The organism is Hydrogenophaga sp. GW101-3F08 (assembly GCF_059424585.1).
Genome location: NZ_JBWKZP010000008.1, coordinates 223,588 through 247,970 on the forward strand (window position 1 = coordinate 223,588; position 24,383 = coordinate 247,970).

The following is a 24,383-nucleotide window of genomic DNA, read 5'->3' on the forward strand; positions in this document are numbered from 1 at the left end:
CCGCGGCGCCGGGCGGTGCTAGAAACCCTGCAGGAACGGTTCAAACGACAGGTGATTCATGGCGGTGTGTGCAGCATGTGGGGCTGAAAACGGGGACAGAGCGCGGTTCTGCCAAGGTTGCGGGACCCCGCTGGGGGCCAAGCCCTCGGCCCCACGCCACGAGCCCCAGGCCCCCACCCAGGCCGCGGGGCTGTTGCAGACCTGCCCGGCCTGCCAGTCCAAGAACCCGCTGGCCGCCACGGCCTGCCGGACCTGCCGCGCCTCCCTGCTCCCCGCGCTGGCGACGCCCAGCCGCAAGGCCGCGCCCGTGGCCCGGGGGCCGAACGCCGGCCGGCTCGTGTTGGTGGGCCTCGTGCTGGCGAGTGCGGCGGCGGGCGGCTGGTGGTTCGGCACGAACCGCGAGAAAGCCGCGCCGGCAACGCCGAGGGTGGCGCTCGTGGCGCCGGACGCGGGGCCCTCAACCCCCTGACCGCAGCGCCCGCCGGTACTGCACCGCTTCGGCCACGTGGCCCACCCCCACCAGATCGCTGCCCGCCAGGTCGGCGATGGTGCGCGCCACGCGCAGGGCGCGGTGGGTGCTGCGTGCGCTCCAGCCCAGCCGGGCGGCGGCGGTGTTGAGGAACTTGAGGGCGGTGGCGTCGGCCTGCAGGTGTTCGTCCAGCGCCGCGCCCGCCAGCGCCTGGTTGGTGTGGCCCTGGCGCTGCTGGGCGCGGTCGCGCGCGGTCTGCACCCGTTCGCGCACCGTTTCGCTGCTCTCGCCCAGCGCGCCGTGCAGCAGGTCGTCGGAGGGCAGGGCCGGCACTTCCACGTGCAGGTCGATGCGGTCGAGCAGCGGGCCGCTGAGCTTGCCCTGGTAGCGCGAGATCTGGTCGGGCGTGTCGCGGCAGGCCCGGGTGGGGTGGCCCAGAAAGCCGCAGGGGCAGGGGTTCATGGCGGCCACGAGCTGGAAGCGCGCCGGGAACTCGCTCTGCATGGCGGCCCGCGAGATGCGGATGTGGCCACTTTCCAGCGGTTCGCGCAGGGCCTCCAGCGCGGCGCGGGGAAATTCCGGCAATTCATCCAGAAACAGCACGCCGTGGTGCGCCAGCGAGATTTCACCCGGTGGGCACATTCAAAGTTAGGCTAACAAATCACCAAAGTTGTAGTGCAACTTTGGTGATTTGGGCTGAAGTGCGGTTGCGCGGCTGCTACCACGAGTTTCTTGTCTCTCCAGTTTCAGGAGGTTAGGCGTGCGACCAACGTGTCTGAAATGCAGCGATTGGAGCCGGTCGCCGCCGTCAGGCGCGCTCTCGGCATCCCCATCAAGCCGACGCTCGATTCGGCCCCCAGCGCTGGCCCGGGCGGCAGCTATGCGAGGTACAGCTGACCTCGGGTCGCTGCCGAGTTGTCTCGATACTCCGACGACTGTTTCCCTGCAGCGCGACTGGTGGTACCAACCTTTTGCGGTCGGCCAGTTGGACTTCGTTAACGTTTGTTATACGGTGAAGTTGCCCTTCATTCCTTGCCACAGGGTAAATTGGTTTCAGTCCAGGGAGGGGCTGACAGCACTTGATTCGCGGCGCGCCTAACGTCGGCAGAGAAGAATGGATCCCGAAAAATTGCAGTCAAAAGTATTTCAACCTTCACAACAGTTTCATTCTTTCTCTGTTTTCCAAACCTATCCACAATCCATTGATCTGTCGCCAACCCCGATCCTTCCCTGTCTCCGGCAGAGTGTTCTAACAAAATGCCTGCACGGTTAAGAAGAAGATGACATGCCCAAGTCGCAATCTTCCCCAGCCGACGATGCTCAACATCAGGGAGTGCACCTTTAAGTCGACTAAATACATCTTGCTTTACCGCACGAAGCCTATCGTTGACGTCGATCCTTTCCTCTAACAAACTGTATGGATCAATATCAAAAGTGGAGATTTCTGGCTCCGGCTTCACCGAGAATGAGATAGGTACATCTTGGATTCGGAAATCCCATTTTTTCTTTGCCCGAGCAAGATCAAGTTCTGTTATTTCGGTTGCCATTCTCCAAATTTCATCAAACCACGCAACAATTTCCTTGTAGTCTGGCTGAGTTGCTGACACAAAATATCCCGCCTCAATTGTTCCGCTTGGATCGGCGCCCTCTGCACCCAGGCCATTGGATGACATGTTTGCCGACGAAACCACCGCACCAGCAGAGCTAATTACCACCTTTGCATGAAGCCCTGATAGCTTCAGAACTACGCAATTGTTGCGTTTGCGAATTTTGCGTATCACTTCGGGATTGCATGCGCCTGACTCCAAGTCGCAAATTACTTGACAAGCACCTTGTAGCTTATAGTCCGCGCCAGCACCCCAGAAAGCGACAGCCAACCTAACTGGATCAGTGACCTCTCCATTGATGAGAACCTGAATTTGTTCCGCTATTTTCTTTCCTGAGTTCAAGAACATCATTAGCCACCCAAGTATGAGGCGAGAACCTTATGTGCCCGCATCGGATCGGGATAACACATTTTCGGCTCAAGGAAAACTACCACGCACGGCAAAGATCCAGAATCTCTTGTGTCATATTACACGGCACACTGCCGGCTGAAAAATGACGTTCGCCTTTCTCATTCGACTGTCTGATTTTGGCCGGGACCAGGTTTCGCTAAAGTTAGCCTGATGCTAACGTTGTCCGGCATGATCACCAGGCCGAAGCTCAGCCAATTAGCGCCGCCGCGAACTTACACTTTCGGCCAGTAGCGGTCGCTCAACGTTGGAGCTCACCGGAACGCAACACACGCGGCGAAGCCGCAGCCTGGAATCGCGTTTACGTGTCGAGTGAGCTGTTAGCCTGCATTTTCCCCAAATCTTCCAAAAATTTCCGCCAGTTGCTCCGTGTAGTCATCGAATCGGAACAGCGTTGCAGTCGTGCACGATTCCTTTGTCAAATGCATCACGACACATTCACCTCCGATGTAGAGTCGGTGCTCGGCAGGCTTGGCATCTTGGATGGCGCGTTGCTCAAGCATCATAGGTCGAAGGTGATGCAATAGATGACCCTCTGTTGGGAAGGTGCATTCGGGTTTCGCGCGCGTACCGTGGCCCAAGAGTTCTGACTCAAAATCATTCGCCGACCGATATGCAAATGCGCGTACCTCTTCGTCGTCTTCGCTAACCCCGATTTGGTAAACAGTTGTCGTTATTGAATCTGGAATGTCATTTTGTTCCTTTGCCATCGCCCAAAGGGCGCGCAATCCATCCGGTGTGTGGTAGTCCAGGTTTCGAAGCCCTGCGACAATAAGACGATTGTTGACGTGATTCGCCCAATCACTTGCAAACATCCCCAATCCAGTGCCCGCGATGATCGTCCTCATGTGGGGAAGATAAATCGCCTTGCTGCAGAACATCAGAGGCTCACCTCCCGGCTTCACAGCTAACGTGTCGGTAGCTACCAGTGCCTGCGACACGTCGGTGTAGAAAATGAGTGAGGACATGCGGGCTAAGGTCGAATTTCAGCGGATGCCGGAAGCGGTCCGATGGGGAGAAATGTTATGTCGATTGGCAGCGCTGCTCACGAGTACACCCCTGAACTATTTGAGTCGATATCACTGATCGCCTCTGAGATCAAGTCATTCACGTTCGACGCTTCTACATCACTCCCGCGAGGACAACTCGCATCATGTCTTGTATCCAGAAAGTACGCGGCGAATTCTCTGTCTTTGAACACGTAGAGGCGGAGCTGGTCGCCGTCAATGAGTCGGCAAGCGTGAAGGTCAAACCGACTACCTCGGACCTCATGCATTCCCGACCAAATATGTCTCCATTCGAGGCCCGGCTCCCGTTCCTCAACCAACCTGTAGACAGGCGGCAATTCAGACGACATAACGTGAAAGGACAAGCCCGAAACACATCGCGGCAAAGCCACCTTCTGTTGTTGTGGGTGCGTGTCGATTGGCATGTTAATTCTCCTTGGTCACGCCTCGGATGCTTGGGAATACTTCGATCCCCAACGACACACCCAGTGCGGCCGCACGGAACATATCTCTCGCTCTCCAAGAATCGCCTATGTTCCTGTCTCCAGGCAACTGGACGATTACCTCAATTGATCCATTTGTGTCCAAGACTTCACGGACAAAGGTGCTCTTACTTTCCAACCATGAAATAACGTCGGTCACCTCTGAGAATAATTTACGTTCTCCGTGCGTCTCATTAACCCGGGACCAAAACGCGACCTTGCCGTCGGTGGGCTCTCCTGAGTAATCAGGCTCCTCGCCAAGTCCGCGTGTCAGGTCAGCTGCACACATAGCGGGGTGGCGCACGAGAACTCGCATAGAGCAGTAATAGCCGTCCAGCATGTTTAGATTCAAAGTTGATTTAAACGACAAAATGCAGGATGCCCACAGTCGCTGCTGTTGAATAAAGTCGCATGTCAACTCCGAAATTTCTTTGAAATCGATCCTGAAACGCAATCATCTGGATGCATGGACAGGGAGAACAGAATAGACAAACCCGAGGGTGCATGTTTGCGTCCTGCGAAGCAGTCTAGCGGGGAGTCACCAGTTTGGGAGACAGAACTCGCAGTGACCCGGCAAGACATGGGTGACGGTCACACAACATCTGAGGGACGACCGCTCCGGGTCGATTTCGCTTGTTCGGTCAACGCCATCGGACTGGCGGCTCTGCATGAAGAGCGGCGGATCGTGGCCGGCATCCTGCGTGCCACAACGCCTGGTGATTTTGGCTGACCGCCGGGATCACGGATTCACCGTGACCTACGTATACAGCTCATCCCAGTTTTCGCCGAGCACCCATCTAAGGGCTGACAGCTTTCCATTGATCATTCCCCACTCGAAATCCGAGTACGGTCCATAGTTGCCTTCGCCGAGCTTTTTGCGCGCCTTTCCTCTGGACTTCAGCGCCCCTTTCCAGATTGTGTCGATGGTGTGCTTTTGCCCATAGGCCTTGTTCTTGGCCCAACCGGCATCCCACTCAGCCTGGGTGACGATCTTGTGTTTGCCGTGGTCGATTTCCCATTGCGTGTTCATGTTTCGGTTGTGCCAGACCTCAGTCGTGAGCCGGTCAGTCGCTTCCAACATTTCACTGAGGCTTCGCGGCTCTTGGTCGTATGCATACTCGAACAGAACTTCAGCCACCAGCCCAGGTTCGATGCGTCGCAGGCAATCGCCTAGGTTGATGAAGTACAGCGACTTGATCTTGCTGAAGCCCGAAGCGATGTCGGCGTGAGGCAGCTTTCGATTGCCGGCGGCGAGGCTGAAATCGATGAAGTTATGGGTGACAAACGCAAAGCGCTCACCCGGCTTGCCGTTTCGAACGCATTCAAGGTATGTTTCGATTAAGACCGCATCGGCCACCGAGTTCTTGTTCGTGTGACATGGGGCCTGGCGCTTCAAGGCACGCTCTGTGGCTTTGACCTTGACCGCATCGGTTATTTCAATCGGCGTGGCAGTTTCGAGGATCTTCTCGATGCGGTCGAGCGTTGCCTTGGCCGCACCACCCATAAGTGGAATGCGATGATCGATATCCGACAGAAACTCTAGAACTTTGTCCTTCTGACGCTTGTTGTTGCTGCTGTCCTTGCGGATCGCATCCTTCACTAGGTGAAAGTGTGTTGAGAGACTCTTCTCGCTGCTCCTTGCAACTCGATCCCGATTTGCCTTGAACTCGGTAAGAACCGTCCGAGGCACAAGAACAGTCGCGTACCCGCCAGTTAGCATTGCTATCAAGGGATCGAGCAAAGGCACCTGCTTGGGCTCTGCGAGGTCGAGCCAAACGCTGGTATCGATAAGGATGTTGAACATGATCTGACGGGGGCTACTGCGGTCGATACTTCGACGCGTACTCAAGCAGGGCAGCGTTAATGGCGTCTTGCTTCGGCGCGAAGTGCGCCTCGCGGTGGCAGTTCGGGCACAACGCGACGCAGTTCCAAACTCGGTCGCTCTTCTCGACGCCGAGAATATGGTGCACGTCCAAGAAGCCTGGATAGCTACGGCTCTCGTCGCACTCCTCACTCTCACACACACCTTTGGCCCGATTCATCACCTCTCGGCGAACCTTATGATCCCGCTTCACCATCGACCGCAGGACCGGCACTCGCGGTGCGCCGTCGGCACCTAGCTGGCTGTAGTCAACGGAGCAGTCGTCGAACGTGTCGTCAATGCCCGTCCGTTCAACCACCTGATCTGCTAGCTGCACAAGATCGACGACACCCTTGTGTCCCCAAAGGGCATCAGCGACTCGATGAGCACCGGGAGTTCGGTCGTCTTGGAGCCAGATGGTTGGGCTACTTCCGTTCGCGGCATGATTCTTTGTTTTTCGCGGTCCCAAGGCGCCCTGGTCGATCAACCGCTGGCTAGTCGTTCGTTGCCTCTTCCAAATCGGAAGCACCGCCTTCAGCGGTATACACGCCGCGTACACAAACCGTGCATCTTCACGCTGCACGAAGAGCGAATGCGTTACGCCGTGGCTCGCGTCGCGTTGAAGTTTGGCTTGGATCGAGCCTTCCCAGTCACCGTCCTTGATCTTCGCGAGAAGTTGAGCGGCAGAGAAAGTTTGGTTCGCACCTCGACCATTCTCGGTCTCACTGCTGCTGCCGCCTCCACGCCGCCAACACAATTGCACATGAAGCTTGACCTGATCACCATTCGGATCGACAGCCGAAACTAGTTGCGACTCGTTCTTGCCAAATTTTGAGCGTACGTCCTCGATATTCGTGTATCCCTTCTGCTTCAAAAATGGCTCTACCATGCTGCGCGAAATTCGCTCAGACAGGTAGCTTTCTTCGCTTCTGAATGGGCGGCCTTTTGGTGCTTTGATTGTTCCCATGCGTCGACCTCCGCTCAGCAGTGTACTGACCAGGGCGGCTTCGTCCTTGGTGGCTACTTCTCGCGAATCACTTTCCCCTCTTGAAAATACGGATGCGCGAGTGACTGCTCTTCGCCATCGAATCAAGTCGGTGACGGGCCGCTCAGGGTCGCGAAGAGCCGGTCGTCTTGGCGGGTTGGAGTCGCTCGGCATCTCGTTTGGCCCATCGCTGTTGGTTGGCCGCTGCTGATGGTGCAGCGGTCGGTCGCCTCGCAGGTTGAGGAATGGTAGGTTCCGGCGGCAGCTGTCATTGGTCTGCAAAACATGGCCGGCGGCTGTCAGCCTGCAGCTGACCCTGTTACCGTGCCCGGGGTGCACCATTCGTTCGCCGCTGCGCTCAGCATCTGATTGAAGCGGCGCCGAGCTCTTTTCAACTTCGAACAGACCTCATATGACTTCCGTCCTCGCACTGAGCCTCACTCTCCAGATTGATCGGCTAGACAGGGGCCTGTATCAGGCTGAACTGGGTGGGGGAACCATCACCAGAGAGGGAGAGCTAAGCGTATACGACTCGATCGCGGACGCGATCCGAGGGGAAGCCGAAGCCCTGCCCGAGGGCATATGCCATTTCGTCGAGGTGCGCTACTGTGGCTTGTCGAGTGGCAGCGTGCCAGTCGGAGTGATGTCAAAGAATGCGGAGGAAATCGCCACACATCTTGTGGCCCTGGTTGCAGACTTTCATCTCTTCGAAGGGACTTGATCAGGAGATGCCTGCGACGGCCCCGCGCCGCGCCGCAGATAGCAACTACAAGGTTCTCCTGGCCAAAGCCCGCGGCGCACGCGGCCATAAATCGTTTGGCAACCGCCCCCCCCAAGGCTCGCCGATGATCGTTGCGACGCGCAATTGCCCCCAATCACGGGCAGGCAGAGATCGGGTCAGTCAAGTACCAGCAACCGAGCTGGGCCGTGATGGGCTCAATGGCCACCTGCCGCGAGTTGTGCCGGTTAAACGATCTGTTTGACGTTTCTGCATGACATCGAAAGTATCCTTGCACCCATGCATATCGAGCTTGATCGAACATTTCGAACGTTGGTCGATGATCCAACCATCACTGCGTCCGACGACTCGAAGCTTGTTCCTTCGACAACGAATCTCGCATGGAGCGACATCCTCCTGCTCCATCGTGTCGTCGTCCTCTCCGAGGCAGGCGCGGGAAAGACGGAAGAAATCAGGCACACCGCACAGCGGCTGAGGGAGGATGGAAAGACTGCCTTCTTCCTCCGCCTTGAGCACATTTCCACATCGTTTGAAGCAGCGTTCGAAGAGGGAACCTTTGACGAGTTCGAGACCTGGCTGGAATCCAGTCAAGAAGGATGGTTGCTGCTGGACTCCATCGACGAGTCACGGCTGCGGGACCCACTTGACTTCGAGTCTGCGGTGCGAATCCTTAGCTACAGGCTTCAGACGGCGTTGCAACGCGCGCACTTGATCCTGACGGGTCGAGCCGCAGCTTGGCGCCCGCTCGCGGACCTCGCCTTGTGCGCTCGGCATTTGCCGTATTCAGGTCCGAGCAGATCGGCCTTGGTGGATGAGTCCCGCGACGAACCCGGCTCTTTTCGAAAGACCACGGTGCGCGCGACTGACCCGGGCCAAGCCGCCTTCACGATCGTCTCGTTGGAAGGCCTCTCTGTGACACAGGCTCGACTGTTCGCGACCGAAATGGGTGTCCGGGATGTCGACGAGTTATTGGAGGCGATCGAGCGTGCCGACGGTTGGTCCTTCACGGCGCGCCCGCTCGACCTGCTGGAGTTGCTGGAGTTCTGGCAGAGCAACAAGCGCATCGGTTCCCGACTGGAACTGCTGAGGGCAAGCATCGACAGACGATTGCGGGAGCAGGACCAGACACGCGACGAGCAGAGTCCACTGGCGTTCGCGCGTGCGAGAGAAGGCGCTCGACTGGTCGCTGCAGCTTGCACCCTGACGCTCCAACAGACCATTGCCGTTCCTGACCGCTCCAAGATCGTTCGGGGTATGCGTCTTGACGCCCTTCTGCCCAACTGGTCTGCTAAGGAGCACACCACATTGCTCCAGCGAGCGATCTTTGACGAGGAGATCTACGGGACCGTTCGCTTTCACCATCGGTCCGCTCGCGAGTACCTCACTGCGGAGTGGTTTGCCGAGCTGCTCAAGCAGAACACATCACGCAAGGCGATCGAAGGCCTGTTTTTTCGTGAGCAGTATGGACTCGAAGTTGTGCCGCCCGTCCTGCGTCCCGTCCTACCTTGGTTGGCGGTTCTGGACCCGAGGATCCAAGAACGGGCGCTCGTTGTTGCACCTGAGGTGCTTCTGAGCGATGGTGACCCCAGCCAGCTGCTTCTGGCAACGCGCCGGCGTGTGCTCGAGGCAACCTGTTCCGAGCTCTCCGGGGGGGCTCCACGCCCAACCTCCGACTATTCGGCGATCCAGCGATTCGCAGCTGACGATCTGGCGGAAGACGTGAAGCGCCTCCTCGCCAGCCACAAGGACGAAGAGGCGCAGGTATTTTTGCTGCGCATGGTTTGGCAGGGGCGAATGGCCGGCGTGCTTCCAGAGGCCGTGGAAGCGGCGACGTCGCCCACCTTGCCGATCTACGCGCGCAAGGTGGCCATTCGTGCAGTTCGCGCTACAGGTACAGAGCGTGAGATGAGAACGATCAGGGGGACATTTGCCCAGGAAACTCCCGTACTGAACCGCGAAGTTCTTGCGGAGCTTCTCGCGGCGGCTCCGAGGTTCGACGGCACTTCAGCCTGGCTCTGCGATTGTCTCGAGCGAGTGGCAGGGTATCGACAATTCTCTGTGGACTATCTGCGCGAGGGAATCTGCGATTTCGTCCAACAGCTTGAGTCCCGAGACGTCGTGGCCTTGGCCGAGCGGTTCAACCGCTTCATCGACGAGCAGCCGGTCATTGAGAGAGGGCACTGCGACATCTCTACCCGGTACGCCTGGCTGCTGAAGCCGGCCGCGCTGGCGGTTCATCGGTTGGTTCGGGAGCGCCAAGCGGCTGTCTTCAGCGTTGCTGTACTGGCGCTCCTGCACAAGCTGCCGAGTGCCCAGCCATACGACTTATTCGACTTTGGCAATAAGCTGGATCTCGAGGCGCTTGTTCAGGGCTGGCCCGAGCTCAACTTTGAACTGTTCTGGCACTCGATTGAAGCCGCGCGGCGGAGGGTTGGTAAAAAAGGGGAGCGCGTCACAGATTGGTGGCAGGCGCAAATTTGGCACTCGTTTGTCACGTTCACCCCTGCCGACTTTGATGCGGCGCTGGATTGCATGTCATCTCGCAACTTGCTGGATGACAAGCTGGTCGCGTTGTCGCTGGCGTTCAAGCTGTATGTGGAACGGGGTCGGCCGGCCGCGCTACGCCATCGACTCAAGGCGGCTAGCAAGAGTGCGACACCGCTCAGTGAGCGGTTGCAGACACTGTTGCATCCGCCGCGGCAATTGCCTGAGGCCGCCAAGATTCGGCGCATGAACGATCACTGGAGGCGGCGGAGCAAAGCACGCGCTGAAAGCGAGGAGAAGAGCCGCGAGGCGTGGCGCAAGCACCTGCTTGCCAACCTCGACAAGGTTCGCGACCCAGGCCTTGGCCGGGACGGAGTCTCCCAGGACCAGTACTACTTGCTCCAGGAGCTGCGAAGGACCGAGAAGAGCATGACCACATGGTCGGTCTCGGACTGGCGATCGCTGGAGCCCGCGTTCGGCACCGAGGTTGCACAGGCGTTCAGGGACGGGGCGGTGGCCTACTGGCGTCGGTATCGTCCGGTCCTCGTTTCTGAGGGTGCACCACTCAACTCAACGCCGTTTCAGGTCGTTTTCGGACTCACCGGCCTCGCGATCGAGAGTGTCGAGACTGAGGGCTGGGTCGCTCGCCTCAGCGACGCCGATGTGGAAGTGGCATTCCGGTACGCCATGCACGAACTCAATGGCTATCCCGCTTGGTTTTCGTCGGTGTTCAGGCGCAGCCCTACAACTGTTGGGAACCTGTTGCTCGCAGAAATCGACTACGAATTGAGCATAGGGGTCGCGGACAAGGACACCCACTATGTCATCTACGACGTCAATGGGAGTGGTGAGTGGCTCTGGGATCCGCTGGCGCCCGCGTTGCTCAATCGGTTGGCTACGGCTGAGCCAAAGAATCTGCGCAACCTCCAGTACTTGCTCAGCGTGATACAGGGATCGACCGCGACCGATGAGGCCATACAGACTCTGGCGCAATCGAGAGCACTGTCCTCCATGCGGCTTGAGCACTGCGCGCAGTGGTATGCGGTTTGGACCGGCGTCGCTCCTGACGAGTCTTTGCCCGCGCTCATTGCGCACATCGAGAGCCTCCCTGCTGATGAAGAACAGGTCAGGTTCGTGATGAACGTCCTGACGCAGCTTGTGGGAGGTAGGCGGGGCGGAGCCTCTCGTGTCCGCCGCGCGTATGGTACTGCGCGGCATCTGAAGACCCTCTATCTGCTTGCTCACCAGTACGTCCTACTCGAGGAGGACATTGATCGTGCCGGCGGCGGCGTCTATTCGCCAGGAATTCGGGATGACGCCCAAGACGCTCGGGAGCACCTGCTCTCGCTTCTGCGCGCGTTGCCTGGCAAGGATGCTTTCGTGGCGTTGAGCGAGATCGCTCACGAGCACCCAAGCCAGCAACACCGTTCGTACATTGCAATGTTGGCCAAAGCCAAGGCTGAGTCGGACGCAGCAGGCGCGCCTTGGTCGGAGGGGCAAGTCCGGGAGTTCAATGAGGACCAAGAGCGAATGCCCCACAACCACAGCGAGCTCTTCGATCTCGCGGTCTTGCGTCTTCTTGATCTGAAGGAGGACCTGGAGCAGGGCGACAGTAGCGACGCACCCATGCTGGCCCGCGTAGCGTCCGAGCGTGAAATCAGAACTTATATCGGAAACTGGCTACGCAACCTCGCTCGCGGCCGCTACGCAGTCCCGCAGGAAGAGGAACTCGCGGATGCCAAGCGGCCCGACCTGCGCTTCCACGGGATCGCCTTCGACGCACCAGTACCTGTGGAACTCAAGCTAGCAGACAACTGGAGCGGGCCCAAGCTGTTTGAGCGGCTCGAGGCGCAGCTTTGCGGCGACTACCTTCGAGACCGCAGATCGACCCGTGGCGTGTTTCTGCTCGTGCATCGCGGCGACCAGAAGTCTTGGCAACTACCGGACGCCGCCGGCGCGGTGAACTTCGATGGGTTGGTTCGAGCGCTTCAGGCGCAATGGGTGGCTCTTTCCCCGAGCCTTCCGAACGTCGAGGACATCTTGGTGGTTGGAGTCGACCTCACCAAGCGTGCTGGTGCGCCTGCTGCTTGAAACATCGATTCTGATCGAGGGCACAGTTACCGAAAACCCCAGTTCGTCGGGTCCACATGGTGGCGATAAGGCCGGCTGACCGCATTGCCACGGGTGCTGACTGGACCCGCGTCACGAAGGCTGGCGCGCGTTTGTAAACACGCAGACCGCCAACAAGCGCGCGCTCACCGGACGCCAAGAATGGGAGGCGATTATTTTTCACGGATGAACTAATCGACGAAGTAAGTATTTGATTCATAAGGGAAATTTGACTTTTTAGAGATGTTTTGGCCTAATCTGCGCCATCCAAAACTTGGATGGCGCATGGCTACGAACAACACACCGGACACCCGCACACCCGCTACCGATCAGGCCTCGAGTGCCGGCATCGGCAGCTTGGCCGACTTTCGCGCCAACGGTGTGGCCATCACTGATTGGGCGCACCAGCACGGGTTCAGTACACCTCTCGTGTACGCCGTGCTCCGGGGCGAGCGCAAGTGCCTTCGTGGTCAGAGCTTTGAAATTGCGAGGGCGCTCGGCATGAAGTAGTCACCCCGCCCACCACATCCTCATGCACTGGTGCGCGCGCACGAATGCGCGCGCACAAAAACAAAGGGCCAAGCACTCGGCAAAGTGCTCAGCCCTTGATCCCAACCGAAGTTGAGAGCGTTCCTAACAAGACCCAACTCTACCGTCACGTTCGCTGACGGTCAACTCCGGCTTTGTTCGTTTTCGTTTCTCTGCCCAGGGAAGGCCTGATCACGTCTGTACATCCAGCGGATCGGCTTGTCCCGGGGGGAGGATTGGAGGTTCGATGACAAAGCTCAACACAGAGCCATCGCGCGCCTGGCGCGATTCCATATTCAGTTCCGCGCCGCGTCGATGCGTGGCCAAGCAAAGCAAGTCCACGACCCGCGTTCCGGTACTCACCGAAAGCGGGTGGCAGTTTGGTGAGGGTGGACATGAAGCCACTGGATTGATGTTGCTCCGGCATCTGCAACTTTTCGGTGTGGTCAAGCGCTTCAAGTCTCAACCGTTTTCTCTCGAGGAGCTGAAAGGTCCCAAGGATCGAATCCCGGACATTTTGGTTGAGCTTGAAAGTGGTTCACCAGCGCTGCACGTGGTGCAGGTCAAGTCCAAACGCTTCATCAATGAAGAGGTGCAACAGAAGTTCGACATGGAGCGGGAGTTCCTGGACAACAAGGGCTTCGGGTACCACGTTTGGACAGACCGCGATCGGCTTTCTCGACACACCTCCCACACCGTTCGGATGCTGGATCGAGGTTTTCGGCATCGTGTTTCCAGCGATGTTGCAGACCGCATTCACGCTGCTGCGCAGGACGTAGCAACCTTGGCACCACTGCTTCTCGAATTTGGCTGGGACGACGCGATCTCGGCTGCTGCGCTCGGCGCCTTTCACATCAACTCCCTGGAGAAAATTCATGAAAACTCCCCCATCTATCTTCACTTTCCCCGCCACCTGTACGCAGATCTCTTTGCACCAAGGAATGATGCTGCGGACTGGTGGGAAGGACTTGCGGCTTGAGCGGTTGGCAGAAGGTAAGGTACTTCTTCGGCACATACAGACCAATGAAGTGAAGGAGGTGACCGAAAGACAGATCGTTGATGCGATCCATACAGGACAAATACAGATCCAAGGCAGCGCAACCGCAGTCACTGCAATGACGACCGACTCTGGAGCAAGGGCCTCCAGCTCAACCTTGCCTTTTGCGCACATCAGACAGGAGTCAGAAGCAGCAGTGGCTGTCATGCTGGCCAAAAAGAAATGGATCGAGGCCCTGCATCAAAAGGGGATCGTGCGGATTGTGAACGAACCATGGGTACGCATAGCAATCGAGTCCCTTGCCACCAAAGAACTGGCTGGTGTTCATCGGTTTGAGATCAGCACGTTGTGGGCGGCGGCAAATAAGGTTCAAAAGGCCAACGGAGACTGGACTGTCTTGATCCCACGCAACTCCATGAGGGGGGGCCGTGGCAAACCTCGAACTGACCATCGAGCTGAAGAAGTCATCCTGGGGATCCTCGCCAAAAAAGCGGAGACACCGGGCCCCTTGGTTAAGCAAGAGATCGTCGATGAAGTACGGGTGGTCATCAGGTCGCAGAACCTTGCACTGGTCGGCAATGAGATTGAAGTGCCCGGTGGAAGCACGATCTCGCGGAGGATTGATGAGTACTTCACCGGCTACGAGATCTGTGTCCGAAATCGAGGGCGGTCGAGGGCGCGCCGACTGTATCGAAACAACGCACTATCGAGAGATGTAGCCGAGTTCCCTCTGCTTGTGAGTGAGTACGACGATACCGATTGCGGTGTCTTCTTGTTGGACGAAAAAACGGGTATGCCACACGGGCGGGCTTACCTCACGATTGGCGTCTGTCAGAACACGGCTGTTCCGCTGGGTTACGACCTCGGACATGAACCAAGGTCCTACCAATCCGCTATGGGCGCCATTGCAGATTCGATGCTGCCCAAGGACATGAACAGGTCAGACTTCAAGGACTGCAAACGTCCCTGGCTCGGCTATGGCGCACAAGGCACGATCTTGATGGACAACGCCCCCTACAACCTGTCGAAGTCCATGCAGCTTCGCAGAGAAGAAATGCAGCTCATGATGGCTGGGGCCAAGCCCTATGGACCGACAGAAAAATGCGCGATCGAGCACTTCAACTCAGTGCTTAAAAGTGACTTCTGCCCAAAACTGCCTGGCTGGAGAGGTGACAAAAAAGATCCCGATGCTGTCAAGTTTGGGATGAGCCATGCCATTCTCTCCGTCACCGACTTTCGTAGGATATTTGCACGCTGGGTTACTGGCCAGTACCTCATCAAACCGGGCGAAGACGGTTGCAGTCCAACAGAGAGATGGTACAAACACTTCCGCCATCATGGTCCAGCTGTGCGTTGGTCTGCCGAACAGGTCGCGATGCTTCGCTTGCGTCCGAACCTTCTGACGTTCCGCGACAACGGCGGTCTCGAAACACTCAAGTTGCGCTACTGGTCCACGCAACTCTCAATGCTTCATCAGGAGCTGGGTGAAAAAGCTCAAGTGCTGGTATACGCAGACCCAAAGGACCTGTCCTTCCTGCTGATCCAGCACCCAAGAACCAAGTCGTTGAGTCGAATCCCTTGTGTGATGGATCCCGACTACACCAGGGGTTTGACAAGGTACCAGCAGTCCCTGATCCTGCGCTTCGCGCGGACCAAAAAGATCGAAAACCCAAACATGAGCGAGTTGGTTGCTATGCGGTTCGAGCTTGAGCGGTACGTGCAGCAGCTCGCAAAATCAAAAAAGCTCAGGGATAAAAAGATCGCTCTCAATGCTGGGGATCTATCGTTTCGAACAGAAGAGATTGGTGGCAAAAAAGCAAAATCCAGCGCACCTGACACCCACGAGGTCGTGATGACCGAGCTTGAGTACTCACTGCTGGAGCTGGACACCATTGAACTGTGTGAGGAGGATGCATGGTGATGAGCATCCAGAGCCCAGCACCTGAAAAGCAACGATGGAAAGACTGCGACGCCCAGGAGCGACAGTCTTGGCTCAAAGATCTCTTCATCGCATACCCTGCTGTAGCTGACATCCTCGACGACTTCGTTGAAAAGCTCAGTGAATGTGAGCGATCTGGTCAGGCGACCGGCATGCTTGTCCTTGGTGGCTCCGGTGTGGGCAAGACCACGCTGATGAACCGCCTCAAAGCCATCGGTGAGCAAAGGTACGCGCGATACGAAGAGGATCGAAAAATCTGTCCTGTGCTCGTGATCGAAGTGCCAGATCCGTGCACGCCCATCGAGTTCTCTTTCGCCATTCTTGAGGCGCTTGGGGATGCCGACCCGCGAGGCAGAAAGAACAAGCGGGCCACGCACAAGGCAGCCGAGCTCTTCCTGACTCAGTGCGAAGTGCGCTTGATCTTGATCGACAACGTGCAGGACATCCCCGCACGCCGGGCGACCAGAGGGGTTGAGCTGGTCAGCACGCGACTGCGTCAGTTCATCGACAAGTCGTTCGCAGTGTGGGTGTTCCTGGGGACCCAGGAGGCGAGAAAGGTCATCAACAGCGACCCGCAGGTCGTCAAACGAGTTGGGTACCGCGCGCAGCTGGACTACTTCTCGATTCACACCAAGACGGGTATTCGGCTGTTCAGCCGCGTGCTGGAAAAGCTCGATGCCTACCTGCCACTGGCCGAGCCTTCTTGCTTGGTCGACCCAAAAAATCGTTCACGCCTCTTCTTGGGCTCGGATGGTATTTTTGATCGCCTGATCAAGCTGGTTGACCGTGGCTGGCTCGAGGCTTTCAAAGACCATAGGGAGGTGATGACGCTTCAGGACCTGGAGCGTGCATTCAAGTACGTCCATGGCCCATGCGATCCGACACACAACCCTTTCTCGGACGATTTCTCTCCTAGGCAGCTTCATCGTGTGGACGAACCATTCGAAATCCTGAAGGGGGCAGAGCTTGCTCATACGACCACAGCCTGAGGCCGGGGAGTCCTGGCCCGGATACCTGCTGCGTGTGGCCACCCTCAATCATCTGGACCAGGGATCCGCGCACTTTGGCAGACTGCTGAACGTGTCCCCTGGTACGTTGATCGCAAGCGAGCCGTCGATGGTGCTTAGCAAGTTAGGACTTGCGCCCAATCAACCGGAAGCAGGTCAGTTCCCCAAACAAGGTACGGGCATTCTTCCGCTCCGAAATTCGCTGAGAGCGCATTCCGCAAGGATCTGCCCACAGTGCATAGAGGAGATGACCAACAAGCACCTTTTAGCAACCTGGGACCGAGCATTCCAGTTCATATGTCACAAGCACGAGATATTGCTGGTCGACAGGTGTCCGCAGTGCTCCAGACCGGTGTCGCACCTGCGGAGGAAGTTGCTTGCATGCGATTGTGGAGCCAGCCTTTTGGGCATGCCACGCCACAGGTCGGCAGTGGATTTTGGGGGTCTCTACAGAGCACTGGATCTGCAAGAAATCTATGCGGCCCCTGCGCAGACATTTGCTGCTTCAAGGCCTGAGGATTTCGCTGCATTGATCTTCTGCAGGCGGTTGACGGTCTTGAAATCGGAAAAGACTCATGGACTCAAGCGGAAGAAGTTGGGACGGATCGAAGAGCTTTTCATGAGGCTTGAGGACCTCATGAAAATTCATGACGCCTTCACTCAGTGGCCAAGAAATTTGCAGTCGATCCTGGAGTCGTATCGCATAGCCTTCAACGGATCACCGGCGCCACTGTTGATGGAAGAGCCACTGAGCGCGCCAGCTCTCTTGCCTACCGTGAAGGCGGCGATTGCGGATTGGATTTCCCATGCTCGCAGATCGCTCAAGCCGCGACGACGAAGTCCACAGCTGATCCAGAAAAGTGTCGAGGAAAAGGTAGGAATCAAGTACCTGATTGAAAGCTCCGGATGCTCCTATGACACCGCGCAATACTGGCTTGAGAGTGGCCGGCTGGGTCCCCATGAAGTCTGTGAACAGCCCAATGGAACGAAGCGCTATCAGATTGGCAAAGACCGGGTTCAAAAGGCGATCCACATCGCCCGATCAAGCGCCTCAGTGAAGGACATGGCCATCGCACTAGGCACCACCAGCGACACAGTTCGGGCACTTGTTCGCGCCGAGGTGGTCCATGCAATTCCCTTTGGGCGTGCACCTTACAACTTCCGCTTGGTGCCGTCCGAGGTCACAGAGTACGCGGCTAGGATTCTTGCATGTGCTCGCGTCCGCAAAAACTTGGACGGTGAGCAGGTGGTTTTTTCAACCGCCATCCGGCGATTCCGAGGGCGGCCAGCTAGGCAGCTACAGGATTTCCTGGAAGCGATTCTCAACGGACGAATTCAGGTGAGCAAGGTGCAACGCTATGTCGTTGCCATCGACGAACTCCTGATCGATCAGAATGCTCTTCGAAAGTGGGAGAGGGCTGGGTTGAGATGAAGAACACTGGTACCCCTTTTCTCATCAGGCCGAGACCACTTCCTGGTGAATCCTCCTCTTCATGGCGTCAACGTGTCGGCTGGGCGAACGGATACGCATTGTTCCCCGTACTTGACGAGCGAACGCGCCGCTCGGATCCGGACGTGGGTGTTTCTTTGGTCGAGATCGACTGGATCGCCAGCCTCCACGCAAGCACGAGCGAGCAAGTCACCTCCATGACTTTGCGCTCGCTGATTGGACGCGTCGTGGCCGACCTTTCCCCAAGGTCTCAGCCTGCCTGGTGGCTGCGCATGCGGATGAGCGCAGCCAATGGTACGAATGGTCCGATGTACTGCCCGCACTGCTTGTCTACCGATGTAGTTCCCTACTATCGTTTGGGATGGCGAATGGGGTTCAACACGCACTGCGAGGTTCACCACACATTGCTCCTGGATCGTTGTCCAAAGTGCGGATGCGCGCCATGGCCATCCGGGTGTGGGATTCAGGGCGCGGTGGACCCAGGCTTCATATCCTTTCGAAGTTGCTGGCGCTGCGGGCACATGCACGACAGCAATGCGGAATCATCTGTTGCGCATGAGATGCCTGGTCCGGCGCAGTGGCTTGGGTCCGCGTCAATTCGCCTGGGCGCGATCCAGGTTCCCCCTATCCAAGCGCTTCAGGCGCTGCGAGCGGTTGGTCAACTTTTTTTGCGCAACCGCTCCATGCGCAAGATTCAAAGCTCCAGAACTGAGTGGGGAGTCGTCTTGGCCAGTCTGTCGGAATCAGCTCAGCACACCCAAGTCATTGAATATCTCGATGTCGCGGACCGAGCAGTCCTGGTGCCGGCAGCTTTCAAGGTACTTGAGCACTGGCCGGCCTCATTCGTGTCCTTCTGTGAAGACACCGAAATCGCGAGGACCCATTTCAATGGCGCAATCCATCTGCAGCCCGCTTGGATGACGGAGGAAGTCGACAAGAACTTGGCCAAACAGAACAGATTCGTGTCTCAGCCAGTGCTTCAAGCAGCCATTGCTGATCTTCAGAGCGAGCATGGACACATGCCATCAAGGACCACCCTTCGAGCCCATTTGAAGTGGCAAGGAGCGAAGGGCCTTGTCGACTTCTACCCACCAAAGCGGGACGAGGCAACCCACGATGAGTGGATTTCCTTTCTCCGTTCTTGCCACCAGATGCTTGACCAGGCCACCTATGAACCACTGAGGACCCGAATGGCCGCTTCAAACGACCTCGTTGCGATATTGCTTGGGCTTCTGGGTGCAGACGGCCTACTGCTCTCCAAGGACACAAGCCGGGAGGAGATGATTAAGGCGCTGGAAATCGCACGGCGGACAAGAATTCAGGACAGCTCAAAACTGGCCGGTCTGGTTGACCGATTGATGTTCGCCATCAACCAGCACAAAGAGGTCTCGCAACGCGTGCTGTCCGAAGAGCGGCAGAGCGCTCGGCAAACTACCAAGCGGTTCCGAGGACTCACCGCTCAACTCCCTGCTGAGCTCGCACGCAGCATCGTGGTTTTTTTGCCTGCGGCAAGGGCTGAAGGACTTGCCACGGCGATCGAAGAAAACGCAATGCCGAGCCCTGGTTGAATTGAGGCAGTTCCAATACTGTCTGGTCAGCCATGCTCTCAAAGACTGGTATTTCGGGCGCGCTTGTCGACGCGATTCAGTCGCATTTCTCACCGTCTTGGACTTGGTTTTGAGCCGCAGGGAATCTCCCTTAAGTCTGTATCATGGTGTAAATTGAGAAGCTCAAGCTAACGAGGGTTTGCTGACTGCAATCACAGCAGCAAGGGGAGGACCATGGAGTCGTCGATCATTGTTCAGGTCTTGGAGGCCGTTGTCAGCCTCTTGTTTGTGGCGACCGCAGCATGGCGATGGTTTCTCCTGTCGCCAGGGGCAGTGCAATCTGACACGAGTGAGCAGCAACCTACACTGCCTACGGGACGTCGAGCGACGAGAGAGCGACTCATCGCATTGCTTTTGCTGGGATTGAGCCTTGCATTCTTGGAGGTGGTCCTTGTGCCCCTCATCGGCAAGATTTTGGGCGCGAATGTAGGTGAGGGCATCGTTGGGCAGATCCGCCTGGCGACAGATCTGAATCCCTGGGTCGAAAAGCTCCTGCTCACGCTGATTAGCGTCGCCGCGACAGCGATCATCATCAAGTTCAACCTGTCCCCGTCCGCGAATATGCAACTGGTCGGGAGTGCTCTGATCGGGCTGATCTGGATCGCTGCGTACGGGTACCTGGCGTTCAAGACCAGTGACCCGATTGAAGGCCCCTGGTTCGACACCGAGGGCAAGCCGCTTCGGTGCTATGTGCTTGACAGCAAGGGCGTTCGGCTGCTTTACCTCGTTGAACGAGATCCACACACCGGTCGGGTCTGTGAACCGGTCAATACGGAACTTGAGCCGCGGTTGCGCCGCTGGTTGATCGCGCAGCGCGATGCGGGCGGGATCCTCCAACTGCGTCCCGTGCTGGCGCCCTCGCGGTTTTTTGGTGTCGACGGCACACCGCAGGTGTGGTTCTATGCCCGAAAGGACGGTACCTGTGAGTACTTCGACTTGCCGGGCGTGCACCCGGGCGTTGGCGTGGAGTTGGATCCAATTACCAGGGAGCATCTCGCGCGCTGCCGCAGCCAAGAGGAGATGCGGAGTTCGGCGGATAAGGCAATGGCTCGCCGAGCGAAATATGTAGGGGTGCCAGTACAGCGGGGATCGGCGATTGTGGCGACGTCCGAGCTTGGGCCGCTTGCCAGTGCAGCGCTTGAAGCGATGCGCAAGCGCGGGCACGTGGTGGCCTTGAAGCCGGCATTCGTTACCGAGGGCTTGTTCGACTTAGTGTGGAATGGTGGCCACGAGTTGTCGACGCTAGGGTTGGAGAAGGGTAGCGGGGCCGTGCTGCTGCGACCAGCAGGCGAGGCTCGCATCACACGAAGCCCGGAACTGGAGGGATATACGTCTATCCAGCAGGCGTTTTCGGTGCTCGTCATCCGGCCACCCTATACCGTGGATGTGCAGTCTGCCGCTTTCACCGCGGAAGGCCTGGGCTTCAGCGTTGACACGGCACGCGCCCAATTCCGCTCCGACTTCGTTGCCAAGCTGCGCAGTTCATTGAGCGACAAGTTTTAGGGAGGAAGGTAATGGTTGTCCAGGTGCTACGAAGCGGTGCCATCCCGCGGTTGGTTTCGCTCGCCATGCTGTGCATGCTTGTTGGGTGTGCGGCGCCCGTCACGAAAGTCGACGTCAGTGTGCTCGAGCCGGCCAAAAGCTCAGACGCGACGCGCCTTCGCCGGATTGCAGTCATGCAGTTCGAAGCGAAGGATCGCGTTGACATCACGGGCGACATAGAGACGATATTGGCTGGAGTTGTGGTCAACGATCGCCGCTACTTCGACGTCGTCGAACGGCGCAAGCTCAATGCGCTTCTCGTTGAGCTGAAATTGGGTGAACGCAGACTACTGGACGATTCCACGGTGTCGCGGTTGGGCAAGATGCTGGGCGCCAACGGTGTCTACATGGGCAAGGTCACGCGAGCTGCGTGGTCTGATCAGCGTAGCAATGAGCCGCGCACCATCTGCTCACAGCGCGAAATGAAGCGCAACAAGAAGGGAAAAACCTATGAAGGTGGCTGCGTGCGTTGGAGGGACACTGTGGCGAACTGCACCACGCGCACGGCCTACTTTGAGTTCTTGCCAAGATTGGTGTCGATCGAAACGGGAGCGATCGTCTATTCGCGTGGGCATGTTGGCGAAACGAAGTCAAAGTCTTGTAGCGAACCCGGTACGGGCGCGAGTGCGCCCATCTCCGATGGCGAGCAACTGCTCATGGAAGCCAAGACACACGCCTTGGAGAGCTTCCGACGTGACATCGCGCCTTCGCAGACCGAACGGGTGATCGATGTTCTTGGGCCTGGCGAGCGCATCAGTTCGCCGCAGATGAAGGAGCACTTCAGCAACGCGCTCGCGTTCGCGAAGGAGCGAAGACTGGATCGGGCATGTGAGATGTGGCGGGAAATCGCGTTATCAGAACGGGATTCACCAGAGCTGGCGTACAACTTGGGCGTCTGCGCCGAGGCGACTGGTGACCTCAAGGGTGCCCTGCACCTGTATACCCAAGCCGACAGGCTGTTGACGCAGCCCAACAAGGCCATCAGTGCGGCGCTGTCACGGGTTCAATTGGACCATGCGTCCCGTGCAAAGCTAAAAGCTCAGCTACAGCGTTGAACGTGCTGGCGGGTCCAAAGACTCACCCTTTGCGGGGCTGGTCAGAACTTGGCGATTGTCAACTCACCGGGCAACGCAGACGGGTAGACGGCTGAGATGCCCGAGTGGGCTGCCGCCGGCTTCGATGATCTCGATGGTGCCAGAAGGAGTACCTCGAAATGGTTTGAGAATCCGACCTGCTCACTGAAGTGGGTCAACTCCAGCTTCACAGGGCCCATCATGCTCCGCAGCCTGGCCAATGAGAATTTCCAAAAGCCCAGACCCCTACTGATAAGCCCCGCTGCGAATGGCGCCCAGCACCTTGGCCACCATAGACACGCCCGTGGTCGAGTCAAGGAGATCGGCGGGCTTATAGCCCCCCAAGGCTGGCTGGGGACGCATGATCCATTGGCCCAGCCACTTCACGGTGTCGAAATTCTTGACCTCGTTCGATGTGCTCTCATCAACAATCGCCTGGGCAAGGGCGAGCAGTTTGACCAGCCCAACAATGGGGCGTCCATCGACCAACGTGTTGCCCGTGATCTTGCGGTGTGCCGCAGCCTTGGAGAATCCCAATGACATAGCGATGCAGGCGGTGGGCAGCTCCATGCGCCGGGCCAGTTCAATCAGGATTGCAGCACTCACGCCCTTTCGCTCGGTCCGCAGCGTCTGCATGGGCGTGGCCTCATGCATCTGCCGAAGAAAGTCATTCAGTCCGCGTCTTCGCGAGTAGGTCAACGCGCCTTCATGGTGTTTGACTGCTGTTGATCGAGTGGAGGTGATGCGAAGCTTTGCAGTGGTCGGCATCTGGCATCCTTGAGTTCATTTGAACCGACCGAAGAATTGCACAACAGTTGCTCCCGCACAAGTCGATTCACCCGAGCTCTGACGCTCGAAGCAGCATTGGCCTGGGTCGGCGTCTTGTTGTCGATCAAGACGTCCGCAGTGCCAATCCCTTGAATCATGGGCTGGTCGCTGGGTAGTATTCCAGCGTCACACCAGGCGCGTAGGCCGCCAGCACAGCCGCGCTGGCACTTTGCTGGCTGGAGAGCGTCGGTACTTCCACCAGCACACACCGGCTGACGCTGCGGGCGGCGCCTTGCAGCTGGTTCATGTTCATGAAGGCCAGCGCCGATTCCAGCGGTGAAAGACTGGGGTTGTAGGCCGCGTTTTCGGCGTTCCGTCCCGCGTAGATGCTCCCGTCATTCAGTTGCACCGCAATGCCCGCGTAACCGTATGCGGTGTCGGTGGGGTAAGGGGCGTAGCAACCCTGCGCTGCTGCGAGCGCGGCCGCAATGACGGGGTCGCTGGGAGCACCGCCAGGCAGGCTCACCGCATGGGTGCACAGCTTGGGGTCCATCAGCCCACCGGTGATGCCCAGGTCGCTCGGCCCGAAGGCATCGGGCAGAAAGGTGGTGAGCGGTGTCATCGTGTACGCGTAAGGATTGTTCGGGTTGGCCGGTACCGGCGGCAGCAGGATGTTGAGCTGCTGGGCGGACACCAGTTCGTACAGGAACTGGCGGCAATACCCGCACGGCGCGGCACTGATCGCCAAGGCCTGCAGACCCGCTTCGCCATGGAGCCAGGCGTTGTTGGTGGCGGCCTGCTCGGCATGCACCGTGAAGCTCAGGGCGACGTCGCTGAACTCGAAATTCGCGCCCAGATACAGGCTGGCCCAACCTGTGCCCGGGACCGGCATGCCGGCCGCCACGGCCCCGACCTGGTAGTGCGAGACAGGAACCACCGCATAGGTCTGTGCCACCGGCAACAGCTGCATCATCAGCGTCCCGATCTCAGCCTGTGCACCGAGCTTGCTCAGAATGCTTCCAACCTGATTGGCCGACAAAAAGCCGCCCTGTTCCCACATCGCATCAACGTCCGAACGGATGTTGGCAGGCAGGGTGTTGATGGCTGTGATCCAGGCGGAACTGCGTTCAGAAGTGCTGGCCATGTTGTCTCCAAAGTGTGTGAATGGACCCTATCCCGAGTGCCACCTTTGAGGCATGGCACCACCGGCTTGAACGTATCAAGGACGGCAACCGGTCAGGCTTGCCTACCTGTCACAGTTGCCAATTCGGTGCGTTGTGGGTTCGTGGGGCGCCAGCGTTGCCTACCGGTTGATTGCGGG

General features: G+C 58.0%; 17 protein-coding genes and 3 pseudogenes. 13 read left to right on the plus strand and 7 right to left on the minus strand.

The window, feature by feature from the left end:
* Positions 1 to 58 precede the first annotated feature (58 nt).
* Entirely contained in the window at positions 59 to 469 is a 411-nt protein-coding gene (locus AC07YZ_RS19735; RefSeq protein ID WP_494795990.1) for a double zinc ribbon domain-containing protein, read from the plus strand.
* On the opposite strand, the pseudogene AC07YZ_RS19740 reads toward AC07YZ_RS19735, so the two are convergent.
* From AC07YZ_RS19740 to AC07YZ_RS19760, 5 genes and pseudogenes are all read right to left on the minus strand, one after another.
* A pseudogene (locus AC07YZ_RS19740) lies at positions 458 to 1,102 on the minus strand (ATP-binding protein); the annotation flags it as partial. The gene AC07YZ_RS19735 and the pseudogene AC07YZ_RS19740 overlap by 12 nt on opposite strands.
* A 392-nt stretch (positions 1,103 to 1,494) precedes the next feature.
* The gene (locus AC07YZ_RS19745; RefSeq protein ID WP_494795991.1) at positions 1,495 to 2,427 is read right to left on the minus strand and encodes a phospholipase D family protein; all 933 of its coding nucleotides are present in this window, start codon (positions 2,425 to 2,427) and stop codon (positions 1,495 to 1,497) included.
* Between the two features lie 377 nt (positions 2,428 to 2,804).
* On the minus strand, positions 2,805 to 3,452 hold the full coding sequence (locus AC07YZ_RS19750) for a hypothetical protein (RefSeq protein ID WP_494795992.1): 648 nt from the start codon (positions 3,450 to 3,452) through the stop codon (positions 2,805 to 2,807).
* A 1,278-nt stretch (positions 3,453 to 4,730) separates the two neighbouring features.
* On the minus strand, positions 4,731 to 5,777 hold the full coding sequence (locus tag AC07YZ_RS19755) for a PIN domain-containing protein (protein WP_494795993.1): 1,047 nt from the start codon (positions 5,775 to 5,777) through the stop codon (positions 4,731 to 4,733).
* Positions 5,778 to 5,790: 13 nt separating this feature from the next.
* Positions 5,791 to 6,801: an HNH endonuclease gene (locus AC07YZ_RS19760; RefSeq protein WP_494795994.1), complete on the minus strand. Its 1,011-nt coding sequence runs from the start codon at positions 6,799 to 6,801 to the stop codon at positions 5,791 to 5,793.
* Between the two features lie 430 nt (positions 6,802 to 7,231).
* On the opposite strand from AC07YZ_RS19760, the gene AC07YZ_RS19765 reads away from it, so the two are divergent.
* From AC07YZ_RS19765 to AC07YZ_RS19820, 12 genes and pseudogenes are all read left to right on the plus strand, one after another.
* Positions 7,232 to 7,540, plus strand: a complete 309-nt coding sequence (locus AC07YZ_RS19765) for a hypothetical protein (protein WP_494795995.1) — start codon at positions 7,232 to 7,234, stop codon at positions 7,538 to 7,540.
* A 258-nt stretch (positions 7,541 to 7,798) separates the two neighbouring features.
* Positions 7,799 to 12,133: an NACHT domain-containing antiphage protein HyoA gene (hyoA, locus tag AC07YZ_RS19770; RefSeq protein WP_494795996.1), complete on the plus strand. Its 4,335-nt coding sequence runs from the start codon at positions 7,799 to 7,801 to the stop codon at positions 12,131 to 12,133.
* A gap of 303 nt (positions 12,134 to 12,436) precedes the next feature.
* The gene (locus AC07YZ_RS19775; RefSeq protein ID WP_494795997.1) at positions 12,437 to 12,661 is read left to right on the plus strand and encodes a helix-turn-helix domain-containing protein; all 225 of its coding nucleotides are present in this window, start codon (positions 12,437 to 12,439) and stop codon (positions 12,659 to 12,661) included.
* Between the two features lie 265 nt (positions 12,662 to 12,926).
* The gene (locus tag AC07YZ_RS19780; RefSeq protein WP_494795998.1) at positions 12,927 to 13,658 is read left to right on the plus strand and encodes a Tn7 transposase TnsA N-terminal domain-containing protein; all 732 of its coding nucleotides are present in this window, start codon (positions 12,927 to 12,929) and stop codon (positions 13,656 to 13,658) included.
* Entirely contained in the window at positions 13,555 to 15,597 is a 2,043-nt protein-coding gene (locus AC07YZ_RS19785) for a TnsB C-terminal domain-containing protein (RefSeq protein ID WP_494795999.1), read from the plus strand. Before AC07YZ_RS19780 ends, AC07YZ_RS19785 begins: the two co-directional genes overlap by 104 nt.
* Entirely contained in the window at positions 15,591 to 16,604 is a 1,014-nt protein-coding gene (locus AC07YZ_RS19790; RefSeq protein ID WP_494796000.1) for a TniB family NTP-binding protein, read from the plus strand. Before AC07YZ_RS19785 ends, AC07YZ_RS19790 begins: the two co-directional genes overlap by 7 nt.
* A 34-nt stretch (positions 16,605 to 16,638) precedes the next feature.
* Positions 16,639 to 16,884: pseudogene (locus AC07YZ_RS19795) on the plus strand (TniQ family protein); the annotation flags it as partial.
* A 141-nt stretch (positions 16,885 to 17,025) separates the two neighbouring features.
* On the plus strand, positions 17,026 to 18,054 hold the full coding sequence (locus AC07YZ_RS19800; RefSeq protein WP_494796018.1) for a hypothetical protein: 1,029 nt from the start codon (positions 17,026 to 17,028) through the stop codon (positions 18,052 to 18,054).
* A pseudogene (locus AC07YZ_RS19805) lies at positions 18,051 to 18,470 on the plus strand (TniQ family protein); the annotation flags it as partial. The gene AC07YZ_RS19800 and the pseudogene AC07YZ_RS19805, both read left to right, overlap by 4 nt.
* A gap of 123 nt (positions 18,471 to 18,593) precedes the next feature.
* Positions 18,594 to 19,640, plus strand: a complete 1,047-nt coding sequence (locus AC07YZ_RS19810; protein WP_494796019.1) for a hypothetical protein — start codon at positions 18,594 to 18,596, stop codon at positions 19,638 to 19,640.
* 213 nt (positions 19,641 to 19,853) lie between these two features.
* Positions 19,854 to 21,182, plus strand: a complete 1,329-nt coding sequence (locus tag AC07YZ_RS19815; protein WP_494796001.1) for a hypothetical protein — start codon at positions 19,854 to 19,856, stop codon at positions 21,180 to 21,182.
* Between the two features lie 11 nt (positions 21,183 to 21,193).
* The gene (locus tag AC07YZ_RS19820; RefSeq protein WP_494796002.1) at positions 21,194 to 22,276 is read left to right on the plus strand and encodes a CsgG/HfaB family protein; all 1,083 of its coding nucleotides are present in this window, start codon (positions 21,194 to 21,196) and stop codon (positions 22,274 to 22,276) included.
* A gap of 264 nt (positions 22,277 to 22,540) precedes the next feature.
* Here the strand turns inward: AC07YZ_RS19820 and AC07YZ_RS19825 are convergent, their stop codons facing one another.
* Complete coding sequence (locus AC07YZ_RS19825; RefSeq protein ID WP_494796003.1) at positions 22,541 to 23,062, minus strand: antitoxin Xre/MbcA/ParS toxin-binding domain-containing protein; 522 nt, start codon at positions 23,060 to 23,062, stop codon at positions 22,541 to 22,543.
* 154 nt (positions 23,063 to 23,216) lie between these two features.
* The gene (cdd, locus tag AC07YZ_RS19830) at positions 23,217 to 24,206 is read right to left on the minus strand and encodes a cytidine deaminase (protein ID WP_494796004.1); all 990 of its coding nucleotides are present in this window, start codon (positions 24,204 to 24,206) and stop codon (positions 23,217 to 23,219) included.
* Positions 24,207 to 24,383: the final 177 nt, after the last annotated feature.

Coding starts and splice junctions, on each gene's coding strand:
- AC07YZ_RS19755 (WP_494795993.1), bottom strand. CDS start 5,777: ATGTTCAACATCCTTATCGATACCAGCGTTTGGCTCGACCTCGCAGAG.
- AC07YZ_RS19775 (WP_494795997.1), top strand. CDS start 12,437: ATGGCTACGAACAACACACCGGACACCCGCACACCCGCTACCGATCAG.
- AC07YZ_RS19750 (WP_494795992.1), bottom strand. CDS start 3,452: ATGTCCTCACTCATTTTCTACACCGACGTGTCGCAGGCACTGGTAGCT.
- AC07YZ_RS19780 (WP_494795998.1), top strand. CDS start 12,927: ATGACAAAGCTCAACACAGAGCCATCGCGCGCCTGGCGCGATTCCATA.
- AC07YZ_RS19760 (WP_494795994.1), bottom strand. CDS start 6,801: ATGGGAACAATCAAAGCACCAAAAGGCCGCCCATTCAGAAGCGAAGAA.
- AC07YZ_RS19785 (WP_494795999.1), top strand. CDS start 13,555: ATGAAAACTCCCCCATCTATCTTCACTTTCCCCGCCACCTGTACGCAG.
- cdd (WP_494796004.1), bottom strand. CDS start 24,206: ATGGCCAGCACTTCTGAACGCAGTTCCGCCTGGATCACAGCCATCAAC.
- AC07YZ_RS19810 (WP_494796019.1), top strand. CDS start 18,594: ATGCACGACAGCAATGCGGAATCATCTGTTGCGCATGAGATGCCTGGT.
- AC07YZ_RS19790 (WP_494796000.1), top strand. CDS start 15,591: ATGGTGATGAGCATCCAGAGCCCAGCACCTGAAAAGCAACGATGGAAA.
- AC07YZ_RS19735 (WP_494795990.1), top strand. CDS start 59: ATGGCGGTGTGTGCAGCATGTGGGGCTGAAAACGGGGACAGAGCGCGG.
- AC07YZ_RS19815 (WP_494796001.1), top strand. CDS start 19,854: ATGGAGTCGTCGATCATTGTTCAGGTCTTGGAGGCCGTTGTCAGCCTC.
- AC07YZ_RS19745 (WP_494795991.1), bottom strand. CDS start 2,427: ATGATGTTCTTGAACTCAGGAAAGAAAATAGCGGAACAAATTCAGGTT.
- AC07YZ_RS19765 (WP_494795995.1), top strand. CDS start 7,232: ATGACTTCCGTCCTCGCACTGAGCCTCACTCTCCAGATTGATCGGCTA.
- AC07YZ_RS19825 (WP_494796003.1), bottom strand. CDS start 23,062: ATGCCGACCACTGCAAAGCTTCGCATCACCTCCACTCGATCAACAGCA.
- AC07YZ_RS19820 (WP_494796002.1), top strand. CDS start 21,194: ATGGTTGTCCAGGTGCTACGAAGCGGTGCCATCCCGCGGTTGGTTTCG.